Annotated in this window: 15 protein-coding genes; 1 reads left to right on the top strand and 14 read right to left on the bottom strand. The window is 33.5% G+C overall.

Features of this window, described 5'->3' with window-relative positions; all coding sequences use genetic code 11:
• Positions 1–9: 9 nt before the first annotated feature.
• The 7 genes from QE431_RS01235 to QE431_RS01265 all read right to left on the bottom strand — a co-directional run bounded on the left by QE431_RS01235 (position 10) and on the right by QE431_RS01265 (position 5,512).
• Entirely contained in the window at positions 10–921 is a 912-nt protein-coding gene (locus tag QE431_RS01235; protein WP_057115935.1) for a pseudouridine synthase, read from the bottom strand.
• Between the two features lie 338 nt (positions 922–1,259).
• Positions 1,260–2,216: a geranylgeranylglycerol-phosphate geranylgeranyltransferase gene (locus tag QE431_RS01240; RefSeq protein ID WP_057115936.1), complete on the bottom strand. Its 957-nt coding sequence runs from the start codon at positions 2,214–2,216 to the stop codon at positions 1,260–1,262.
• 61 nt (positions 2,217–2,277) lie between these two features.
• Positions 2,278–2,868 (bottom strand): DUF502 domain-containing protein, encoded by a 591-nt coding sequence (locus QE431_RS01245; protein WP_307291814.1) that lies wholly within the window; start codon positions 2,866–2,868, stop codon positions 2,278–2,280.
• 65 nt (positions 2,869–2,933) lie between these two features.
• Positions 2,934–3,872, bottom strand: a complete 939-nt coding sequence (locus QE431_RS01250; protein WP_134139113.1) for a mevalonate kinase — start codon at positions 3,870–3,872, stop codon at positions 2,934–2,936.
• A 3-nt stretch (positions 3,873–3,875) separates the two neighbouring features.
• Positions 3,876–4,181: a type II toxin-antitoxin system RelE/ParE family toxin gene (locus QE431_RS01255; protein ID WP_307291817.1), complete on the bottom strand. Its 306-nt coding sequence runs from the start codon at positions 4,179–4,181 to the stop codon at positions 3,876–3,878.
• Positions 4,181–4,399 (bottom strand): hypothetical protein, encoded by a 219-nt coding sequence (locus tag QE431_RS01260; protein WP_113677295.1) that lies wholly within the window; start codon positions 4,397–4,399, stop codon positions 4,181–4,183. The genes QE431_RS01255 and QE431_RS01260 overlap by 1 nt, the downstream gene beginning before the upstream one ends.
• A gap of 30 nt (positions 4,400–4,429) precedes the next feature.
• Positions 4,430–5,512, bottom strand: coding sequence for a diphosphomevalonate/mevalonate 3,5-bisphosphate decarboxylase family protein (locus tag QE431_RS01265; protein ID WP_307291820.1), 1,083 nt, complete (start codon positions 5,510–5,512; stop codon positions 4,430–4,432).
• 151 nt (positions 5,513–5,663) lie between these two features.
• Here QE431_RS01265 and QE431_RS01270 point away from each other — a divergent pair, with 151 nt between their 5' ends.
• Positions 5,664–6,140: a TspO/MBR family protein gene (locus tag QE431_RS01270; RefSeq protein ID WP_307291821.1), complete on the top strand. Its 477-nt coding sequence runs from the start codon at positions 5,664–5,666 to the stop codon at positions 6,138–6,140.
• A 2-nt stretch (positions 6,141–6,142) separates the two neighbouring features.
• On the opposite strand, the gene QE431_RS01275 is transcribed toward QE431_RS01270, so the two are convergent.
• From QE431_RS01275 to QE431_RS01305, 7 genes are all read right to left on the bottom strand, one after another.
• Positions 6,143–6,877 (bottom strand): hypothetical protein, encoded by a 735-nt coding sequence (locus tag QE431_RS01275; RefSeq protein WP_307291822.1) that lies wholly within the window; start codon positions 6,875–6,877, stop codon positions 6,143–6,145.
• Positions 6,878–7,014: 137 nt separating this feature from the next.
• A complete protein-coding gene (locus QE431_RS01280; protein WP_307291823.1) occupies positions 7,015–7,662 on the bottom strand; it encodes an HAD family hydrolase in 648 nt (215 codons plus the stop codon).
• 4 nt (positions 7,663–7,666) lie between these two features.
• Positions 7,667–8,875: an NAD(P)/FAD-dependent oxidoreductase gene (locus tag QE431_RS01285; RefSeq protein ID WP_307291825.1), complete on the bottom strand. Its 1,209-nt coding sequence runs from the start codon at positions 8,873–8,875 to the stop codon at positions 7,667–7,669.
• 223 nt (positions 8,876–9,098) lie between these two features.
• The gene (locus tag QE431_RS01290; RefSeq protein ID WP_307291826.1) at positions 9,099–9,782 is read right to left on the bottom strand and encodes a glycerophosphodiester phosphodiesterase family protein; all 684 of its coding nucleotides are present in this window, start codon (positions 9,780–9,782) and stop codon (positions 9,099–9,101) included.
• Between the two features lie 178 nt (positions 9,783–9,960).
• Positions 9,961–11,628, bottom strand: a complete 1,668-nt coding sequence (locus tag QE431_RS01295) for an alpha-amylase family glycosyl hydrolase (protein WP_307291827.1) — start codon at positions 11,626–11,628, stop codon at positions 9,961–9,963.
• Positions 11,629–11,811: 183 nt separating this feature from the next.
• Entirely contained in the window at positions 11,812–13,677 is a 1,866-nt protein-coding gene (locus QE431_RS01300; RefSeq protein WP_307291828.1) for a glycoside hydrolase family 13 protein, read from the bottom strand.
• Positions 13,678–13,781: 104 nt separating this feature from the next.
• Positions 13,782–15,896, bottom strand: a complete 2,115-nt coding sequence (locus tag QE431_RS01305; protein ID WP_307291830.1) for a glycoside hydrolase family 97 protein — start codon at positions 15,894–15,896, stop codon at positions 13,782–13,784.
• Between the last annotated feature and the right edge of the window lie 19 nt (positions 15,897–15,915).

Below are 15,915 nucleotides of genomic sequence, written 5' to 3' on the forward strand. Positions count from 1 at the left end.
TTTGAAAAACTATTTAGCGTTTTTCAAATTGATGATCTCTTGGTCAGTCAAAAAGCGCCAGTTTCCCCTAGGAAGATTCTTTTTGGTCAAACCAGCAAATGCAACACGATCAATTCGTAAAACATTATATTCAAAAGACTCAAAAATAGAACGCACCACTTTTACATTCGAAGTACGAAGTTTAAGTCCGATTTCGCTTTTGGGCTCATTATCAATATAGCTAATTTCCTCAACAAAAACGCGGTGTCCGTCAAGAACCAAACCTTTGCTGATTTTTTCAAGATCCTCAAACTTTAAGTTTTTGTCTAAAGAAACCTGATAAATTTTAGACGATTTTTGATTTGGTAAAGTAAACTTACGGATCATATCTGTATCGTTTGTAAATACCAATAAACCAGTCGTATTTTTATCCATTCTTCCAATTGGAGCAATTTTTGCATTTGTAGAACCACGAACAAGTTCTAGAACGTTACGATATTCTTGACCTTCATCCAGAGCTGTCGTAAAGTTTTTAGGCTTATTTAATAAAATATATTCTTTCTTTTCAGGAGTCAAAGTAACACCGTCAAAGTTTACTACATCATTCAATTTTACCAAATATCCCATTTCAGTTACTGGAACACCGTTTACTTTAACGTTTCCAGACTGAATATAAATGTCAGCATCACGACGCGAACAAATACCAGAGTTCGAGATGTATTTGTTTAAACGAATTTCATCTGAAGCCTTTTGTCTTTTCGGAGCCTGATTTTGTTTTTTTACTTTTTCTTCCGCAGCAGCATTAGCGGCTTTAACCTCCGGTTTCACTTTTTTCGGCCCTTGCGCACGTTTCGCCATAGGAGGTTTTGGCTTACTAGAGTTTGATCTTGAGCTGTTTGGTCTAGATCCGCCTCTTTTATTATTGCCTTCCTTGTTGTTCATAAAATCATTAATTTGTGCAAAGATAGTTTTTTCCTGCTAATAAATCTTAAGTTCAATGTTCTTAGATTAATAGCAATAAATTTTAAGAAGTAAGGAGCATCACAATTGGCTTTTTTTCAGGCATTATTTCCCGCTTTCCATTCCAATTTTTTATTTTTTAAAGAAAAAAATAAAAAGATTTCCACTTCAATCGGGGCTAGATTTCAAACAATTGGCTTCTTTTAAATATTTTGGAATAAGTTATTGCACAAAGGTTCACAAAGTTTACACAAAGCAACCCCAGAAAATCTTCGTGAATCTCTGCGAAACTCTTGGTGTATCTCAGTGGAATAAAAAAATTAATAATTAGAAATCAATTCACGCCCATGCCATAAAACGCTTGGATTGATCAAAACAATGCAGAAAACACCCGAAACGATTAAGAATTTCAAAACATTATGAAGCATTAAAAACTGCTCTTTAGAATTCGATTTCCATAAATAAATCAAGAAAAAAAGCAAAACCCCAAAGCAGGCATAAAAGTAAATATCCATATAACCCACATCGTAAATATTTATTAAAACATAAACAGGTAAAATGGTTAAAATCGTTAAAGCAGTAATAACTTGCTTAGAGATTTTTTCACCATACAAAACAGGAATTGTTCTATAATCCGTTACCAAATCACCTTTCAAGTTTTCCAAATCTTTAATCATTTCTCGAATCAGCAAAAGTAAAAACAAGAAAACTGCATGTGCCGAAATTACCACAAAATGACTCATATGATTTTCAATTTCTTCAAATGAAATTTTATTGTAGAAATAGAGTAAAATCGCAAAAAACGGAGTAACAGCCAGCAGTGCAGACATTAAATTCCCGATAATTGGATATTTTTTTATTTTATGAGAATAAAACCAAATCAGGAAAATATAACCCGAGAAGAACAAAAATGCTCTCCAAGAAACAATAAAAGCCATTAAAACAGCAAGAAAATTCAAAGAAAAATAAACCGATAATTTAGTTTTTTGACTCACTAATCTGTCCAGCATTGATTTGTTGGGACGATTAATTAAATCTTTCTGGCTGTCGTAAAAATTATTGATAATATAACCCGAAGCAATCGTAATCGCCGAAGCAAAAACAATTAGAAATAAATGGAAATCAAGAAGAATATCCAGCGCCCTAATTTCTGGTGCCAAAATAAAAATAGCCGATAAATATTGCGCTAAAACTATAATTGGAATATTGTAACCCCTTACTACAGAAAACAGACTAACAATTTTCATTACTAAAAGTTTGTGCTGTCTGCTTAACATATAAAATAGTTTGTAAAGGTTTAGATAAGGGAAGTTAAAGGATATTTTTGATTATAAAAATTTACAGTTTGTTTTTTAACAATTCTTTAGAGCCATAGCCTAATTTTCTGATGCATGCCAGTGCTTCTTTTTGCGAAATCTCAACGTTTTTGATGTCTTTTTTCTCAACAAAAACAACAGAGCCACTCCACGGATTTGGAGCATCGGGTATAAAAACAGTAAAACTATTTTCGTCTATTTGTTCTATCAAAAATGCAAATTGCCAGCCGGCATCTGTAGGAACGAGAATTACTTTTAAATCTTGGTTAGACTCAATTCCCATAATGTTTTCATTCATATTTTTCATAAATGAATATCCGGGAACAAAACTTAAAATTCCGTTTTCTAATTTCTGAATCAGTTTTTTAGCTTTTGCAGTTCTTGACAATAAACCTGCAGCGAAACAAAAAACGATTATAATTATTATTCCAACAAGTTCTTGCAGTGCAATTCCTAAAACATGTACTCTCGGTAGATTTTTTACAAGCGGAAGAGTGACTTTTTGAATAATGCCATATCCTTTTTCAAGAATAATAAGCAGTACGACTAAAGGTGCTAAAAACAGAATTCCTCCTAAAAAAGTTGCTTTGAATATTTTTAAAATACTTTTCATAATAAATAACTTTTTAGGATGAAAACTTATGAAAATCTACTCAAATAACTTTTGCTTTTAGAGAATTAAAACTGATAAACGACTTCTAATTTATAGTCTTTTAGGGATGCTTTTGCACGTTCCAAATCTTCTGTAAAACCAAGAATGTAACCGCCGCCGCCAGAACCACAAAGTTTTAGGTAATAATCGTTTGTGTCAATTCCGTGCTGCCAGATTCCATGAAACTGTTCTGGAATCATTGGTTTAAAGTGATTTAAAACAACTTTAGAAAGTTTTTTAGTATTCGTAAACAAAGACTTCATATCGCCATGCAGGAAGTTTTCTACACAGGCATCAGTATATTTAACAAATTGATTTTTTAGCATTGCACGGAAACCTTTGTCTTTTAGGTTTTCCATGAAAATGTTAACCATAGGAGCTGTTTCGCCTACTATTCCAGAGTCTAATAAAAAGACAGCACCTTTCCCGTCAAAACTTTGAGTCGGAATGCCGGTTGCTTCAATATTATCTTTAGAATTAATTAAAATCGGAATGCTCAAATAGCTGTTTAACGGATCTAAACCAGAACTTTTTCCGTGGAAAAAACTTTCCATTTGAGAGAAGACATTTTTTAGATGTAATAGTTTTTCTCGTGTTAAGTTTTCTAAAACTGTGATTTTGTTGGTAGCATATTTATCATAAATAGCAGCAACAAGTGCACCGCTGCTTCCAACCCCGTATCCCTGCGGAATGCTAGAATCGAAATACATACCAGTTTCAACATCATTTTTTAAAGTTTCCAGATCAAAAGTAACCAATTCTGGCTGTTGTGTCTGTAAAACTTCCAGATAAGCAGTAAAGCTTTGTAAGCTTTTGTTTGATGCCATAGCTTCTGCAGAAGGCTCTTCAGACTTCTTTAATGCACCATTGTAAAAATTATAAGGAATAGAAAGTCCCTTAGAGTCGCGGATGATTCCGTATTCTCCAAAGAGTAATATTTTTGAGTAAAATAATGGTCCTTTCATGATTTATTTTATGTCTTTTTTTATTTTATTTGGGTCCTGTCGTGTGTCGAAAATATTGTGAATCCTGATTTCATTTGAGACAAAACTATACAAGAGACTTGATTGTTTTGTTATGACACATTTTCGATATTTTTTATTTACTGATGATTTAGGAAAAATTTCAGGATTCATACTTATTATTGAAATTGCTTTTTGAAGTTTCAACAAAAATATCTCTTTCGATTTCTTAGACCATTTATTTTCAATAAAATTTAAAACAGCATCTAAATTCTTTTCAGCTGTTTTTGAAATATTTACTTTAAGATTCACTACCTGTATTTTTTCATCACCTCTTCAAAACTAGTAAATTCTCCTTTTTCAAATTCTAATTCACTTTGAGCTACATCTGCTTTTTGTTCATCTGTCAACTCATTCCACCAGTCTTTTTTCTCTTTTCTTAGCAATTTTGCAACAGCCATAATGATTGAAGGATCATTAGTTTCTTTCAACATATTCATCGCTTCAAGTTTTTCTAATTGAATGTCCATAATCAAAATTTTAATTAAAGATACGCAAAATTATAATGCGATTGCGCCTTCGCCAATTTTGTCGCAAATGTACTGACGATTCTGACAAAATACAACTAATTCGTCTTGAATAAATTGTAATACTTTTTCAGTAACGTTTTCGGGATAAAGGACATGCACGTTTGCACCAGCATCCAGCGTAAAACAAACCGGAGTTTTAGTTTCGTTTCTAAATTTCCAAATTGCATTTATAATTTGCAGCGTATTTGGTTTCATCAAAATAAAATACGGCATCGATGTCATCATCATAGCATGTAAAGTCAAAGCTTCACTTTCTACAACTTTGATAAATTCATCTAAATTACCGTTTTCAAAAATCCTGATTAACTGATCTAAGTTTTCATGTGCCTGAGCAAAACGTCTTTCTGCATACGGATGATTGTGCATTAAATCATGTCCTACAGTACTCGAAACTTGTTTTTCGCCTTTATCAACCAATAAAATTGTATCTTGATAATTCTTGAAGTTTTCATGAACAGTATATGGAAATTCAACTCCAAATAAATCAGTACTTCCTTCAATATTGGCCTGATTCCCCCAAACTACAACATTTCCTTTTACGCTTCTGCAAGCACTTCCAGAACCTAAACGAGCGAGAAAAGATGCTTTTTGATAGAAATAATCTTCTGTCATTTCTGGGTTCAGTAATTTCTCTAAACTCATAAAATTCATTGCCAGAGCTGCCATCCCAGACGCTGAAGAAGCAATTCCGGAACTATGTGGAAATGTATTCTGAGTGTCAATCGTAAAATGATAGTCTTTTAAAAACGGCAGATAAACTTCAACTCTTTCTAAAAACTTCTGAATCTTTGGTTTAAAATCTTCTTTTGGTTTTCCTTCAAAAAGTAAATCAAAAGAAAAATTTCCGTGGTTGTCTTTTTTTGAAAAGCCCAATTTCGTAATTGTTTTACAATTGTTAAGCGTAAAACTTACCGAAGGGTTTGCTGGAATTTGATTGTCTTTTTTTCCCCAATATTTAACTAAGGCAATATTGCTTGGAGCGCTCCATTCAAAGTTTCCGTTTTCGATTGTTGAAGTATATGAATTTGGTATAAAATCAGCTGCTGTTAACATGAATTGTAAAATTTTGGCAAAGATAGTTTTTAAATTTTTTCACCATATAAGTTATTTAAGAAATATAAGTTGGGTTTTCTAAAATGAACTTATATTTCTTATATGGTTTAAAAATTTCTTTTGACTATTTTTGAATACAAAATTTAATGCAATGAATAAAATAGTTAAGATCGTAATCGCTGTAACCATTTGTTTAGCAGTAGGATATTCTGCCAGTTTGGTAACAAGACCAAGTGTAGAAAGCTGGTATCCGACTATTGAAAAACCAATTTTTAATCCGCCGAACTGGATTTTCATGCCGGTTTGGACAATTCTTTACATTTTTATGGCAGTTGCTGCGGGATTAGTCTGGGATAAAATAAAAGAGCAGACAGAAGAAGTTAAAAAAGCACTTCTTTTCTTTATAATTCAACTTATTCTTAATGCAATTTGGTCGTATTTATTCTTCGGATTTAAAAATCCGATGCTTGCGTTAGTTGAAATTGCACTTTTATGGCTTATGATTTACGAAACTTATTTAAAGTTTATCAAAATCAACAAAACAGCTGGTTACTTATTGATTCCGTATTTGGCATGGGTTGGGTTTGCGACCATTTTGAATGCCAGTATTTGGTGGCTGAATAAATAGTTTTATTGACGGGATTCTGTTTTGAACTTCTTAAAAACGTCGCTTTTTGCATACAAAAAATCTATTGTAGTTAATACGTTATTGTTTTCTAAAAGTTTTTTAGATTGTGGATCTGCATCGCAAAAATCAATAAATAAATCAACTTCATCTACGTTTAATTTTAAATCTTTGGTAAAAAAAGAGGAAGGAATTGATGCAGCTACAAGTTTTTTGAAATTTATTTCAGGAACTTTCTTTTTAGGTGCTTCATTTTCTTTTTTGAATAAATCAGCAATGAAACCTCCTATGGCAATAAAATTCATACCATTGACAATGGTTCCGTCGTTAACTCCAGTATATTTTTGCAAAGAGGAAGAAGGGATTACATTCGAATAGGCATTAGCCGTACCTACATGAGGAAATTTGATGTTGGTTACTACAACTTCATTTAATTCTTCTGCTTTCACAACCATGTTGACAATAATATTGTTTTGATCCATATTTGCCTGAGAAATTTTTAATCTGGTAAAAAAGTAATCTTTAACAAAAAATAGTAAACTGTCTTTTTCTTTCACCATAATTGAGAAGTCTCCCAATTCATTGGTTCTGGTGCTGGTTTTTGCTGTTTTATTAATAACCTCAACCTTATTAATTGGATTATTATTAGAAATAACTTTTCCGTGAAGTAATTTTTCTGTTTGAGAAATAGAAAACTGGTACGTAAAAAAGGAAATTGTGGTGAGTAATTTTACTTTCATCTAGTGGTATTTAGTTGAAAGTAAAATTATTAGAATTGTCTTAATGAAAACCTACAGAATCTGTAAATTCTTGTTAAAACGAATTCTGAAAGTTTTCAATTTGTAAGACTTTGAATAAAAAATGTGACTGATGTTCTTTATAATAGTTGAATTAAATCGGAAGGATTATGAATAACTACTTTTGCGCCGCTCGCTATCAATTCATCTTCTATTCGATATCCCCATGAAACTCCAACCGGAAACATAGTAGCATTTACTGCAGTCTGCATATCAATATCAGAATCACCTACGAAAAGAATTTCTTCTGGTTTTAAATTCCAATTCTTGCTAATTTCCAACGCCTCAAACGGATTTGGTTTTTTTAATTCTTCGGTACTTAAACCAACTGCAGCATCAAAATAATCTGGAAATATTTCTGCAGCTATTTTTTTGGTAAGCTCATCGGCTTTATTAGAGAAAACCGCTAATTTGATATTTTGAGAAGCCAGATTATCTAATAATTCAACAATGCCTTCGTACGGTTTTGTTTTAATCGTACAAACTTCACGATAGGTGTCGATCATACAATCAAAACAATTTTCAATTTGTTCTTCTGAATTGTTGGATGCCGGTAAAGCTTTGCTCACTAAATTTCGCAAACCGCTTCCTATAAAATATTGATACGTGTCGTAAGTATGAGTTGGGTAATTTAGACCTGTAAGTACGGTATTCATTGCGTCTGAAATATCTTCTAATGAGTTTACTAATGTTCCGTCTAAATCAAAAATAATTCCTTTAAATTTCATTCTATTAAATATTTTGAGCCAAAATAAACCCGCTTGTCCAGGCATTCTGAAAATTAAAACCTCCCGTAATAGCGTCGATATTTACAATTTCGCCTGCAAAATAAAGGTTTTGATGAATTTTACTTTCCATGGTTTTAAAGTTAATTTCTTTTAAATCAATGCCGCCTGCGGTTACAAATTCTTCTTTAAAAGTGCTTTTTCCGTTTACTTTAAATTCGGCTTTTGTGAGTTGAGAAGTTAAATTTTGCAATTGATTTTTAGATAAATCAGCCCATTTGGTTTCTGTTTCAATTCCTGAAGCTAAAACCAGACTTTCCCATAATCGATTTGGGAAATCAAAAGGAGATTTTTTAGAAACGGCTTTTTTCGCGTGTTCTTGTTTTAGATTTTTCAGGATTTTTTCAGCATCTTCAAAATCAACATCATTTAGCCAATTCACATAAATCGTAAACTGATAATTTTTATCGTGTAAAATGCGCGCTCCCCAAGCCGAAAGTTTTAGAATTGCAGGACCGCTCATTCCCCAATGTGTGATTAATAAAGGTCCAGTTGACTCTAGCTTGGTATCTTTTACATGTACGGTAACTTGTGCTGCAACGCCAGGTAATTCTTTGATTCGGGAATCTTTGATGTTGAAAGTAAATAGGGAAGGAACGGGACTTACAATTGCATGTCCGTGTTCCTGAAGCATTTCCCAAATTTTAGGATTGCTTCCTGTTGCCATTACTAATTTTTCTGTTGCGAAATTATCACTTTGTGTATCAATTTTCCAGTGATTTTCTTTTTTGAAAATAGACTGAACGCTTTGCCCTGTCAGCACTTTTATGCCTAATTTTTCAGTTGCTTTTAAAAAACAATCAATTATGGTTTGGGACGAATTAGAAACGGGAAACATTCTGCCGTCTTCTTCGATTTTTAATTCTACGCCATGTTTTTCAAACCATTCGATTGTATCGCCCGAACAAAATTGATGGAAAGGTCCACGAAGTTCTTTTTCGCCTCGAGGATAAAATTTAACCAATTCGTTGGGTTCAAAACAAGCGTGTGTAACGTTGCAGCGCCCACCACCAGAAACGCGGACTTTAGAAAGGACTTCTTTTCCTCTTTCTAAAATGGCAATTTTAAGTTTCGGATTTTTCTCTGCAATATTAATAGCCGAAAAAAAACCTGCAGCGCCTCCGCCAACAATTATTATGTCGAAATTTTTAATCATATTTTTTGAGTTGCCACGAATTTGCTTCGCCTGTTTACTATCGCTCGGGTCACAAATTGGTACTAATTTTTTTCTGCCACAGATTACACAGATTTAAAGGATTTTTCCTTTGCCACGAACTACGCAAATTTTCACGAATTAAATTTATTGTATTAAAATTTGTGTAATTCGTGGCAGACAAATCTGGGTTAATCTTTTTAATCTGTGGCTAAAATTTTAAACTTTATATTTTGTCTGGATTATCAGAGATAATTCCGTCTACTTTATAACTTTTTACTTTTTGAATGTCTTCTTCAGAGTTTACTGTCCAAGGTAAAACTAAGAATTCTTTTTCTTGAATTTTCTTTACATTTTCGATATTCAATAACTGAAAATCAGGATGAATGGCTTTTGCTTTAATTTTTTCAGCGAAGGCCAGAGCGGTATCGAGATTTTCTTCTATTAAAACACCAATCGGAATATTCGGATTTAGGTTTGAAGTTTCTTCCAGCATATTCCAATCGAAACTCGAAACTATAAAATGATTATAACTCCAGTTTTTTTCTGAAATATATTGTTCAATTAACCGTACCACTTTATTTGGAGTTCCTAGACCTTTCAATTCGATATTGATGAGACATTTTTTTTCAACTAAATCAAAGACTTCATTTAAAGTTGGAATTTGATATTTTCCATCAATCAAAAACGATTTTAATTCAGAAAGAGAAAAAGTGTTTACTAAACCTTTTCCGTTAGTGGTTCTGTCTATTGTTTCGTCGTGGATTACGATGATTTGTTGGTCAGCGCTTAAATGAACATCAAGTTCAATTCCGTTTGAATTTAATTCTAATGCTTTTTGAAAAGCTTTTAAAGTGTTTTCAGGTTCGTAGGCTTTTGCGCCTCGATGTGCAATCTTTAAAATATTCATTTTATAAAGGTTCAGAGTGCAAAGGTACAAAGGAGCAAAGGAAAAATAATAGCCACAGATTAAAGGAATAAAAATGATTTTCAAAATCTGTGCTAATCCTTTAATCTGTGGCTAAAAAAACTTTGCGAATCTTTGCGAATCTTTGCGAAAATCTTCGTGCTTCTTTGTGGAAAAATCTTTAAATTTTTTCCAGTAAAACAATATCAAAATCATTTTCAATAATGACTTTGCCGTCAATCACTTCAACTTGTTTATTAGAATAAGTGTCTTTTAATTTAGTTCCGTTTGGGAAAACATCACCAACAGGAAGTTCTTTTTTTCCTTTTGGTAAATCTAACCCCATAACTACTTTATCTGTAAAAGTGCCTTGTGTAAATGTTCTGGAAAAAGTATAAGGATACGGATTAATTAATTTATGAACACCAGCTCCAACGGCAGGATGATTTCTTCTAAACTGACCTATTTTTTGCCAGTGTAAAAGTGTTTTCTGTGTTTCAGGATTATTTTGAATATCCTCCCAATTCATGTTTGAACGTAAAGTTGCATCTCCTTGAGTACCTTCAATCACTAAAGATCTTGCCGATTCGTCTCCATAATAAACCTGCGACATTCCTGGGGAAAGTAATAATTTGTTAGCTGTTTCTATGCTTTTAACTCGATTTGCATCAAAAGGCTGGCCGTCGTCATGTGATGACATATAATTAAGTACAGAATATCCTTTTAAGTCATTGTTCAACGCATTTGAATATTTAAAAAATAAACCTTCATAATCGCTTTGCGCAGCATTCCATTTAAATTCAAAATTGATTAAGCTGTTAAAACCATTTTCAAAATAATTGACTTTTCGATCTCCAAAATCATAATCCTGACCACCGCTTATTCCATAACCATAAACTTCAGCGATCGTGTAAAACGGGTTCTGATCTAAAACTTGTAGAGGATGATGTTTTTTCCAAGTTTCAAATGCATATTCACATTCTTTTTTAAAATCGGCCCAAACACCTTCTTCGGTATGTTTTACAGTATCGGCGCGGTAACCATCAATTCCGAATTCGAGAATATAATCGGTAAGCCATTTTATAATATAATATTTCGGACTTCTCGGATAGCCTGTTCTTTTGAAAAATTCGTCCAACGAAGCAATTTCTTTTTCGTAACGGCCTTCTTTTTTCCATTTTTCAATTAAAAAAGGAGGCAGTTCCACATTTTGAGTACTTTCCGTTTTTACGTCTGGAAGATTTTCTACCAAAGTACACATTGTAGTATTTTCAAAAGATTTGTAGTCGCATACAACGCCTGTTCTTACCCAGTCCGAAGGCCAAACAGGATCTTCTGGAGTTACTGGACCAGTATGATTGATAACTCCGTCCAGAATTATTCGAATGCCTTTTGCGTGTGCTTTTTTTACTAAATTGGCTAGGTCTTCTTTCGTTCCGAAATTTGGATCTAAAGCAGTCCAGTCTTTTGACCAATAACCATGAAAACCGTAACTAAGTCCAGTTCCTTCGTCAACGCCATCATGAATTTGTTCAACAATCGGCGTAAGCCAAATCGCATTTATTCCTAATTGCTCAAAATATCCTTCGTCGATTTTTTTGATGATTCCGATGATATCGCCGCCTTCAAATCCGCGAAGTTTTCCTGGAGTTTTGGTTCGGTTAAAATTGATGTCGTTGGAAGTGTCTCCATTGTAAAAACGATCTGTAAGTAAAAAATAAACATTTGCTCCTTCCCAGACGAAAGGTGTTTTCGAAGTATTTTCGTTATTCATTGTAACTGATTTTGAGCCAGAACAACTCATTGTTAAGTATACTAAAGATAAAAAAAGGAAAGTGTATTTTTTCATTTATTCTAAATTTAACGAAGATTTATAATAAAAAGATTCCGCCACGAATTCACAAATTTTTATTCTCAAGATTGTCAAAAATAATTCGTGAATTCGTGGCGGAATGACTTTGTTTAGAAGCACTGCAGTGCGTCTCTACGATAATCTGTAACAGAAAATATTGCGAACCTTTGCGGTTAAAGCTTATTCCAATTCTAAAATCAAAGCTGATTTTGGTTCTAAAGTAATTTCAGAACTTAAATCAAATGTTTTTCCAGTAATAACATCTTTTCCTGATTTAAAGTTTTTGATGCTTTCTTTGAAACGATTTGTTTTCACAACTTGCTCTTTTGCATTGTTATTGAAAATTACCATAACAGTTTTAGCATCAGTATATCTAAAATATACATAAGTATTATTTTCTGGAATATAATGCTTCATTTTTCCGAAATGAACTGCTTCGTTTGTTTTTCTCCAGTTGAATAATTTTGAAGAGAAATCAAAGTAAGCCGCTTGTTCAGCCGTTCTTCCTTCTTTGATGAAAGCGTTGTTTTTGTCCCCAGCCCATCCGCCTGGGAAATCCTTACGAATATCAGCATCTCCGCCTTTTCCTTTATCACCGCCCATTCCAATCTCTGAACCGTAATAGATTTGCGGAATTCCACGAACGGTTGCCAATAAAGTCATTGCCAGTTTGTATTTTGGAAGATCGTATTTGAATTTTTCATTCATACGATCCGTGTCATGATTTTCAGCAAAAACTAAGATATTATTGGTGTTTGGATATAAAAAATCCATTGCAAAATTGTTGTAGAATTTAATCAATCCGCTATCCCAGTTTGGTTCATCTTCACTGAAGGCAGAAGTAATCTGACTTTGAAGCGTAAAATCCATTACACTTGGAAGATTTGAATTGTAGTTTTCAATCGCACCAATTTTGCTGTCTTTCTGCCAAAAAGCTAAATTCGCCTGATTGTGCATCCAGATTTCACCTACAATATTAAAATTTGGATATTCATCTGTAATAGATTTTGCCCAATTTGCCATAGCAGTTTTATCGGAGTAATTATAAGTATCTACTCTGAAACCGTCAAGATTCGCAAATTCAATCCACCAGATTGCGTTTTGAGTTAAGTATTTTGCAACTAACGGATTTCTTAAATTTAAGTCTGGCATAGAAGGTACAAACCAGCCGTCAACACAAACTTCCTGATCTATTTTTGAAGCATGAATATCTGTAATTACTTCACGTCTGTGGTGTGTTTGCGTGTAGTTTTCAAATTGATTGATCCAAGATTTTGTTGGTAAATCTTTGATCATCCAATGTGTAATTCCCCAGTGATTGGTTACATAATCCATCACCAGTTTCATATTTTTTTTGTGCATTTCTGCTGATAAGCGAGCGTAATCATCATTCGTTCCGTAACGTGGATCAATTTTGTAAACATCAGACTGCCCGTAAGTGTGGTATGAATGCTGTTTGTCATTGTCCTCGCATAAAGGCGTGCTCCAGATTGTAGTTGCACCAAGAGACGAAATATAATCTAAATTTTTAATGATTCCTTCGATATCACCACCGTGACGTCCGCTTGGGTCTTGACGATTTCCTTTTTCTGTTAAATTGGCGTCGCTGTCGTTTTTAGGATTTCCATTAGCAAAACGATCCGGCATGATTAAATAAATCATGTCTGATGCGTCGTAACTTTTTCTGTCAGCAGAATTGGCTCTCCTTTCTTTAAGCGAATATTTTTGAGTAAATGCGACTTTGTTTTTGTTTTTGAAAGAGAAAACCAATTCAGAAGCTTTTACATCTTTTGTATCAATTGTTACGAAAAGGTAATTTGGATTTTCTGTTTTTTCTACATTTTTAATCACAACATTATTTGAAACCGAAGCTTCGTATTGTGCAATATTTTTTCCGTAGAACATAATCTGCAGTTCCGAATTTTTCATTCCTGCGTACCAAAATGGCGGTTCTACTTTTTGGATTTGCGCTTTCGCGGAAGCGGAAAACAACAAAACCAATAGTATTAATCTAAAGATATGATGGTTTATTTTTAGGCTGTTCATAGTGAGTAGAATTTAAACCATATAAGAAATGTAAGAACATTTAAGACAAAAACTGGGGAGATCTCTATTTAAATGGACTTACATTTCTTATATGGTTAATTAAATTATTTGTTTTCAATAATACTAATCGCATATCCTCCTCCAGGAGCAGAAAACTGCGATAATTTTGATTTGTTTGTTACAGCAATTTTCTTGATAGTATAAGCCTGCGGATTTGTTTTATAATGCGCATCTTTTGCATCAGCATAAATTGTTGCGGTGTATTTTTTACCTTTTTCAAGGAAACTGAAATCGATGTTTGATGTACGAGGAGTTTCTCCGTTTACATTACCAACAAACCAGTTGTTTGTTCCTTTTGCTTTACGGGCAACGGTGATAAAATCTCCAGGCTCAGCCTCGATATATTTACTTTCAGACCAGTCTACCGCTACATCTTTAATGAATTGGAATGCATCTGGAAAACGATTGTAGTTCTCCGGAGTGTCAGCTGCCATTTGTAATGGGCTGTACATGGTAACATATAATGCCAATTGGTTTGCAATTGTACTGTTTACATGAGATGTGTTTTCAGGATTCATTTTGCTGATATCCATTTCGAAGATTCCAGGCGTGTAATCCATTGGACCTCCAATTAAACGTGTAAAAGGTAAAACTGTAACGTGATTTGGTTTAGAACCTCCAAAAGCTTGATATTCTGTTCCTCTTGCAGCTTCGTTTCCAATTAAGTTTGGATACGTTCTTGCAATTCCTGTCGGGCGAACTGCTTCGTGAGCGTTCACCATAATTTTATAATCAGCTGCTTTTTCGATTGCATATTGATAATGGTTTACAATCCATTGGCTGTAGTGGTTTTCACCGCGAGGTAAAATATCTCCAACGTAACCGCTTTTTACAGCATCGTATCCGTTATCGTTCATGAATTTGTAAGCCGCATCCATATGGCGCTCGTAGTTACGAACAGACCCAGAAGTTTCATGGTGCATGATAATTTTTACACCTTTAGATTTTGCATATTCGTGTAAACCTTTTACATCAAAATCTGGGTAAGGTGTTAAGAAATCAAAAACATAATCTTTAGAGTGACCAAACCAGTCTTCCCAGCCTTCGTTCCAACCTTCAACCAAAACAGCATCGAAACCATTTGCAGCAGCAAAATCAATGTATTTTTTTACGTTAGCGTTGTTTGCCCCGTGTGTTCCGTTTGGTTTTGCTTTTGCAAAATCAGTAACGCCCAATTGTACTGTTGGATAATCATTTGTGTATGACCAAGAACTTTTTCCTGTAATCATTTCCCACCAAACACCGATATATTTTACGGGTTTGATCCAAGAAGTATTCTCAATTTTTGATGGATCGTTTAAGTTATACGTCATTTTTGAAGCTAAGATTTCTCTAGCGTCATCGCTTACGATAATCGTTCTCCATGGTGAATGATTTGGCGCTTGCATATGACCTTTATCGCCTTTTGCATCTGGAGTTAACCAAGATGTGAAAGTCATGTTTTTATCATCTAAATTCAAGTGCATACAAGAATAGTCAATCAAAGCCGCTTCGTGCAAGTTGATGTAAATTCCGTCATTCGTTTTTAACATCAAAGAAGTCTGAACTCCAGTTGGAGAAAAGTTCTTTTGAGAAACGTTTGCTGTATATGCTTTTTGAGATAAACCTCTAATTTCAGATAATTTCGATTTTGTATAATCGTATTCCTGAGTATCGTAATCTCCTGGAATCCAGAAAGCAGTATGATCTCCAGTCATGGCAAATTGAGATCTTTCTTCTTTAATTACGAAATAAGTAAGATTCTTTTGCGCTGGGAATTCATATCTAAATCCTAAACCGTCATCGAATAAACGGAAACGAATTACGATTTGTCTGTCTGTTCCTTTTTGATTTAAAGTAACAGCCAATTCGTTATAATGATTTCTGATGTGATCTACTTCTCCCCAAACTGGTTTCCAAGTCTCATCAAAAGTTGCAGTTTTAGTATCAACTACAGTAAAATCGTTTAATAAAGATTTTTTATCATCTTTAAGTTCAAGACCCAATTTACTGGTTTTTACAACTTCTTTGTTTTTGTATTTTAAATTGTACGTTGGAGTTCCGTCGTTTTGAAGAGAAAATTCCATTACGAACTTGCCTTCGGGTGATTTTAACTGCTGCGCTTTTGCAATTGAGCTAAACGCAAACAAAATTAAACTTGCGAAAAATAAGTTTTTCATGTTTTTTAGTTTTATGTAA

It is taken from the genome of Flavobacterium sp. SORGH_AS_0622 (genome assembly GCF_030818825.1).
Taxonomy (GTDB): domain Bacteria; phylum Bacteroidota; class Bacteroidia; order Flavobacteriales; family Flavobacteriaceae; genus Flavobacterium.

Coding starts and splice junctions, on each gene's coding strand:
- QE431_RS01280 (WP_307291823.1), bottom strand. CDS start 7,662: ATGAAATTTAAAGGAATTATTTTTGATTTAGACGGAACATTAGTAAAC.
- QE431_RS01235 (WP_057115935.1), bottom strand. CDS start 921: ATGAACAACAAGGAAGGCAATAATAAAAGAGGCGGATCTAGACCAAAC.
- QE431_RS01245 (WP_307291814.1), bottom strand. CDS start 2,868: ATGAAAAGTATTTTAAAAATATTCAAAGCAACTTTTTTAGGAGGAATT.
- QE431_RS01260 (WP_113677295.1), bottom strand. CDS start 4,399: ATGGACATTCAATTAGAAAAACTTGAAGCGATGAATATGTTGAAAGAA.
- QE431_RS01265 (WP_307291820.1), bottom strand. CDS start 5,512: ATGTTAACAGCAGCTGATTTTATACCAAATTCATATACTTCAACAATC.
- QE431_RS01290 (WP_307291826.1), bottom strand. CDS start 9,782: ATGAATATTTTAAAGATTGCACATCGAGGCGCAAAAGCCTACGAACCT.
- QE431_RS01270 (WP_307291821.1), top strand. CDS start 5,664: ATGAATAAAATAGTTAAGATCGTAATCGCTGTAACCATTTGTTTAGCA.
- QE431_RS01285 (WP_307291825.1), bottom strand. CDS start 8,875: ATGATTAAAAATTTCGACATAATAATTGTTGGCGGAGGCGCTGCAGGT.
- QE431_RS01295 (WP_307291827.1), bottom strand. CDS start 11,628: ATGAAAAAATACACTTTCCTTTTTTTATCTTTAGTATACTTAACAATG.
- QE431_RS01300 (WP_307291828.1), bottom strand. CDS start 13,677: ATGAACAGCCTAAAAATAAACCATCATATCTTTAGATTAATACTATTG.
- QE431_RS01240 (WP_057115936.1), bottom strand. CDS start 2,216: ATGTTAAGCAGACAGCACAAACTTTTAGTAATGAAAATTGTTAGTCTG.
- QE431_RS01250 (WP_134139113.1), bottom strand. CDS start 3,872: ATGAAAGGACCATTATTTTACTCAAAAATATTACTCTTTGGAGAATAC.
- QE431_RS01275 (WP_307291822.1), bottom strand. CDS start 6,877: ATGAAAGTAAAATTACTCACCACAATTTCCTTTTTTACGTACCAGTTT.
- QE431_RS01305 (WP_307291830.1), bottom strand. CDS start 15,896: ATGAAAAACTTATTTTTCGCAAGTTTAATTTTGTTTGCGTTTAGCTCA.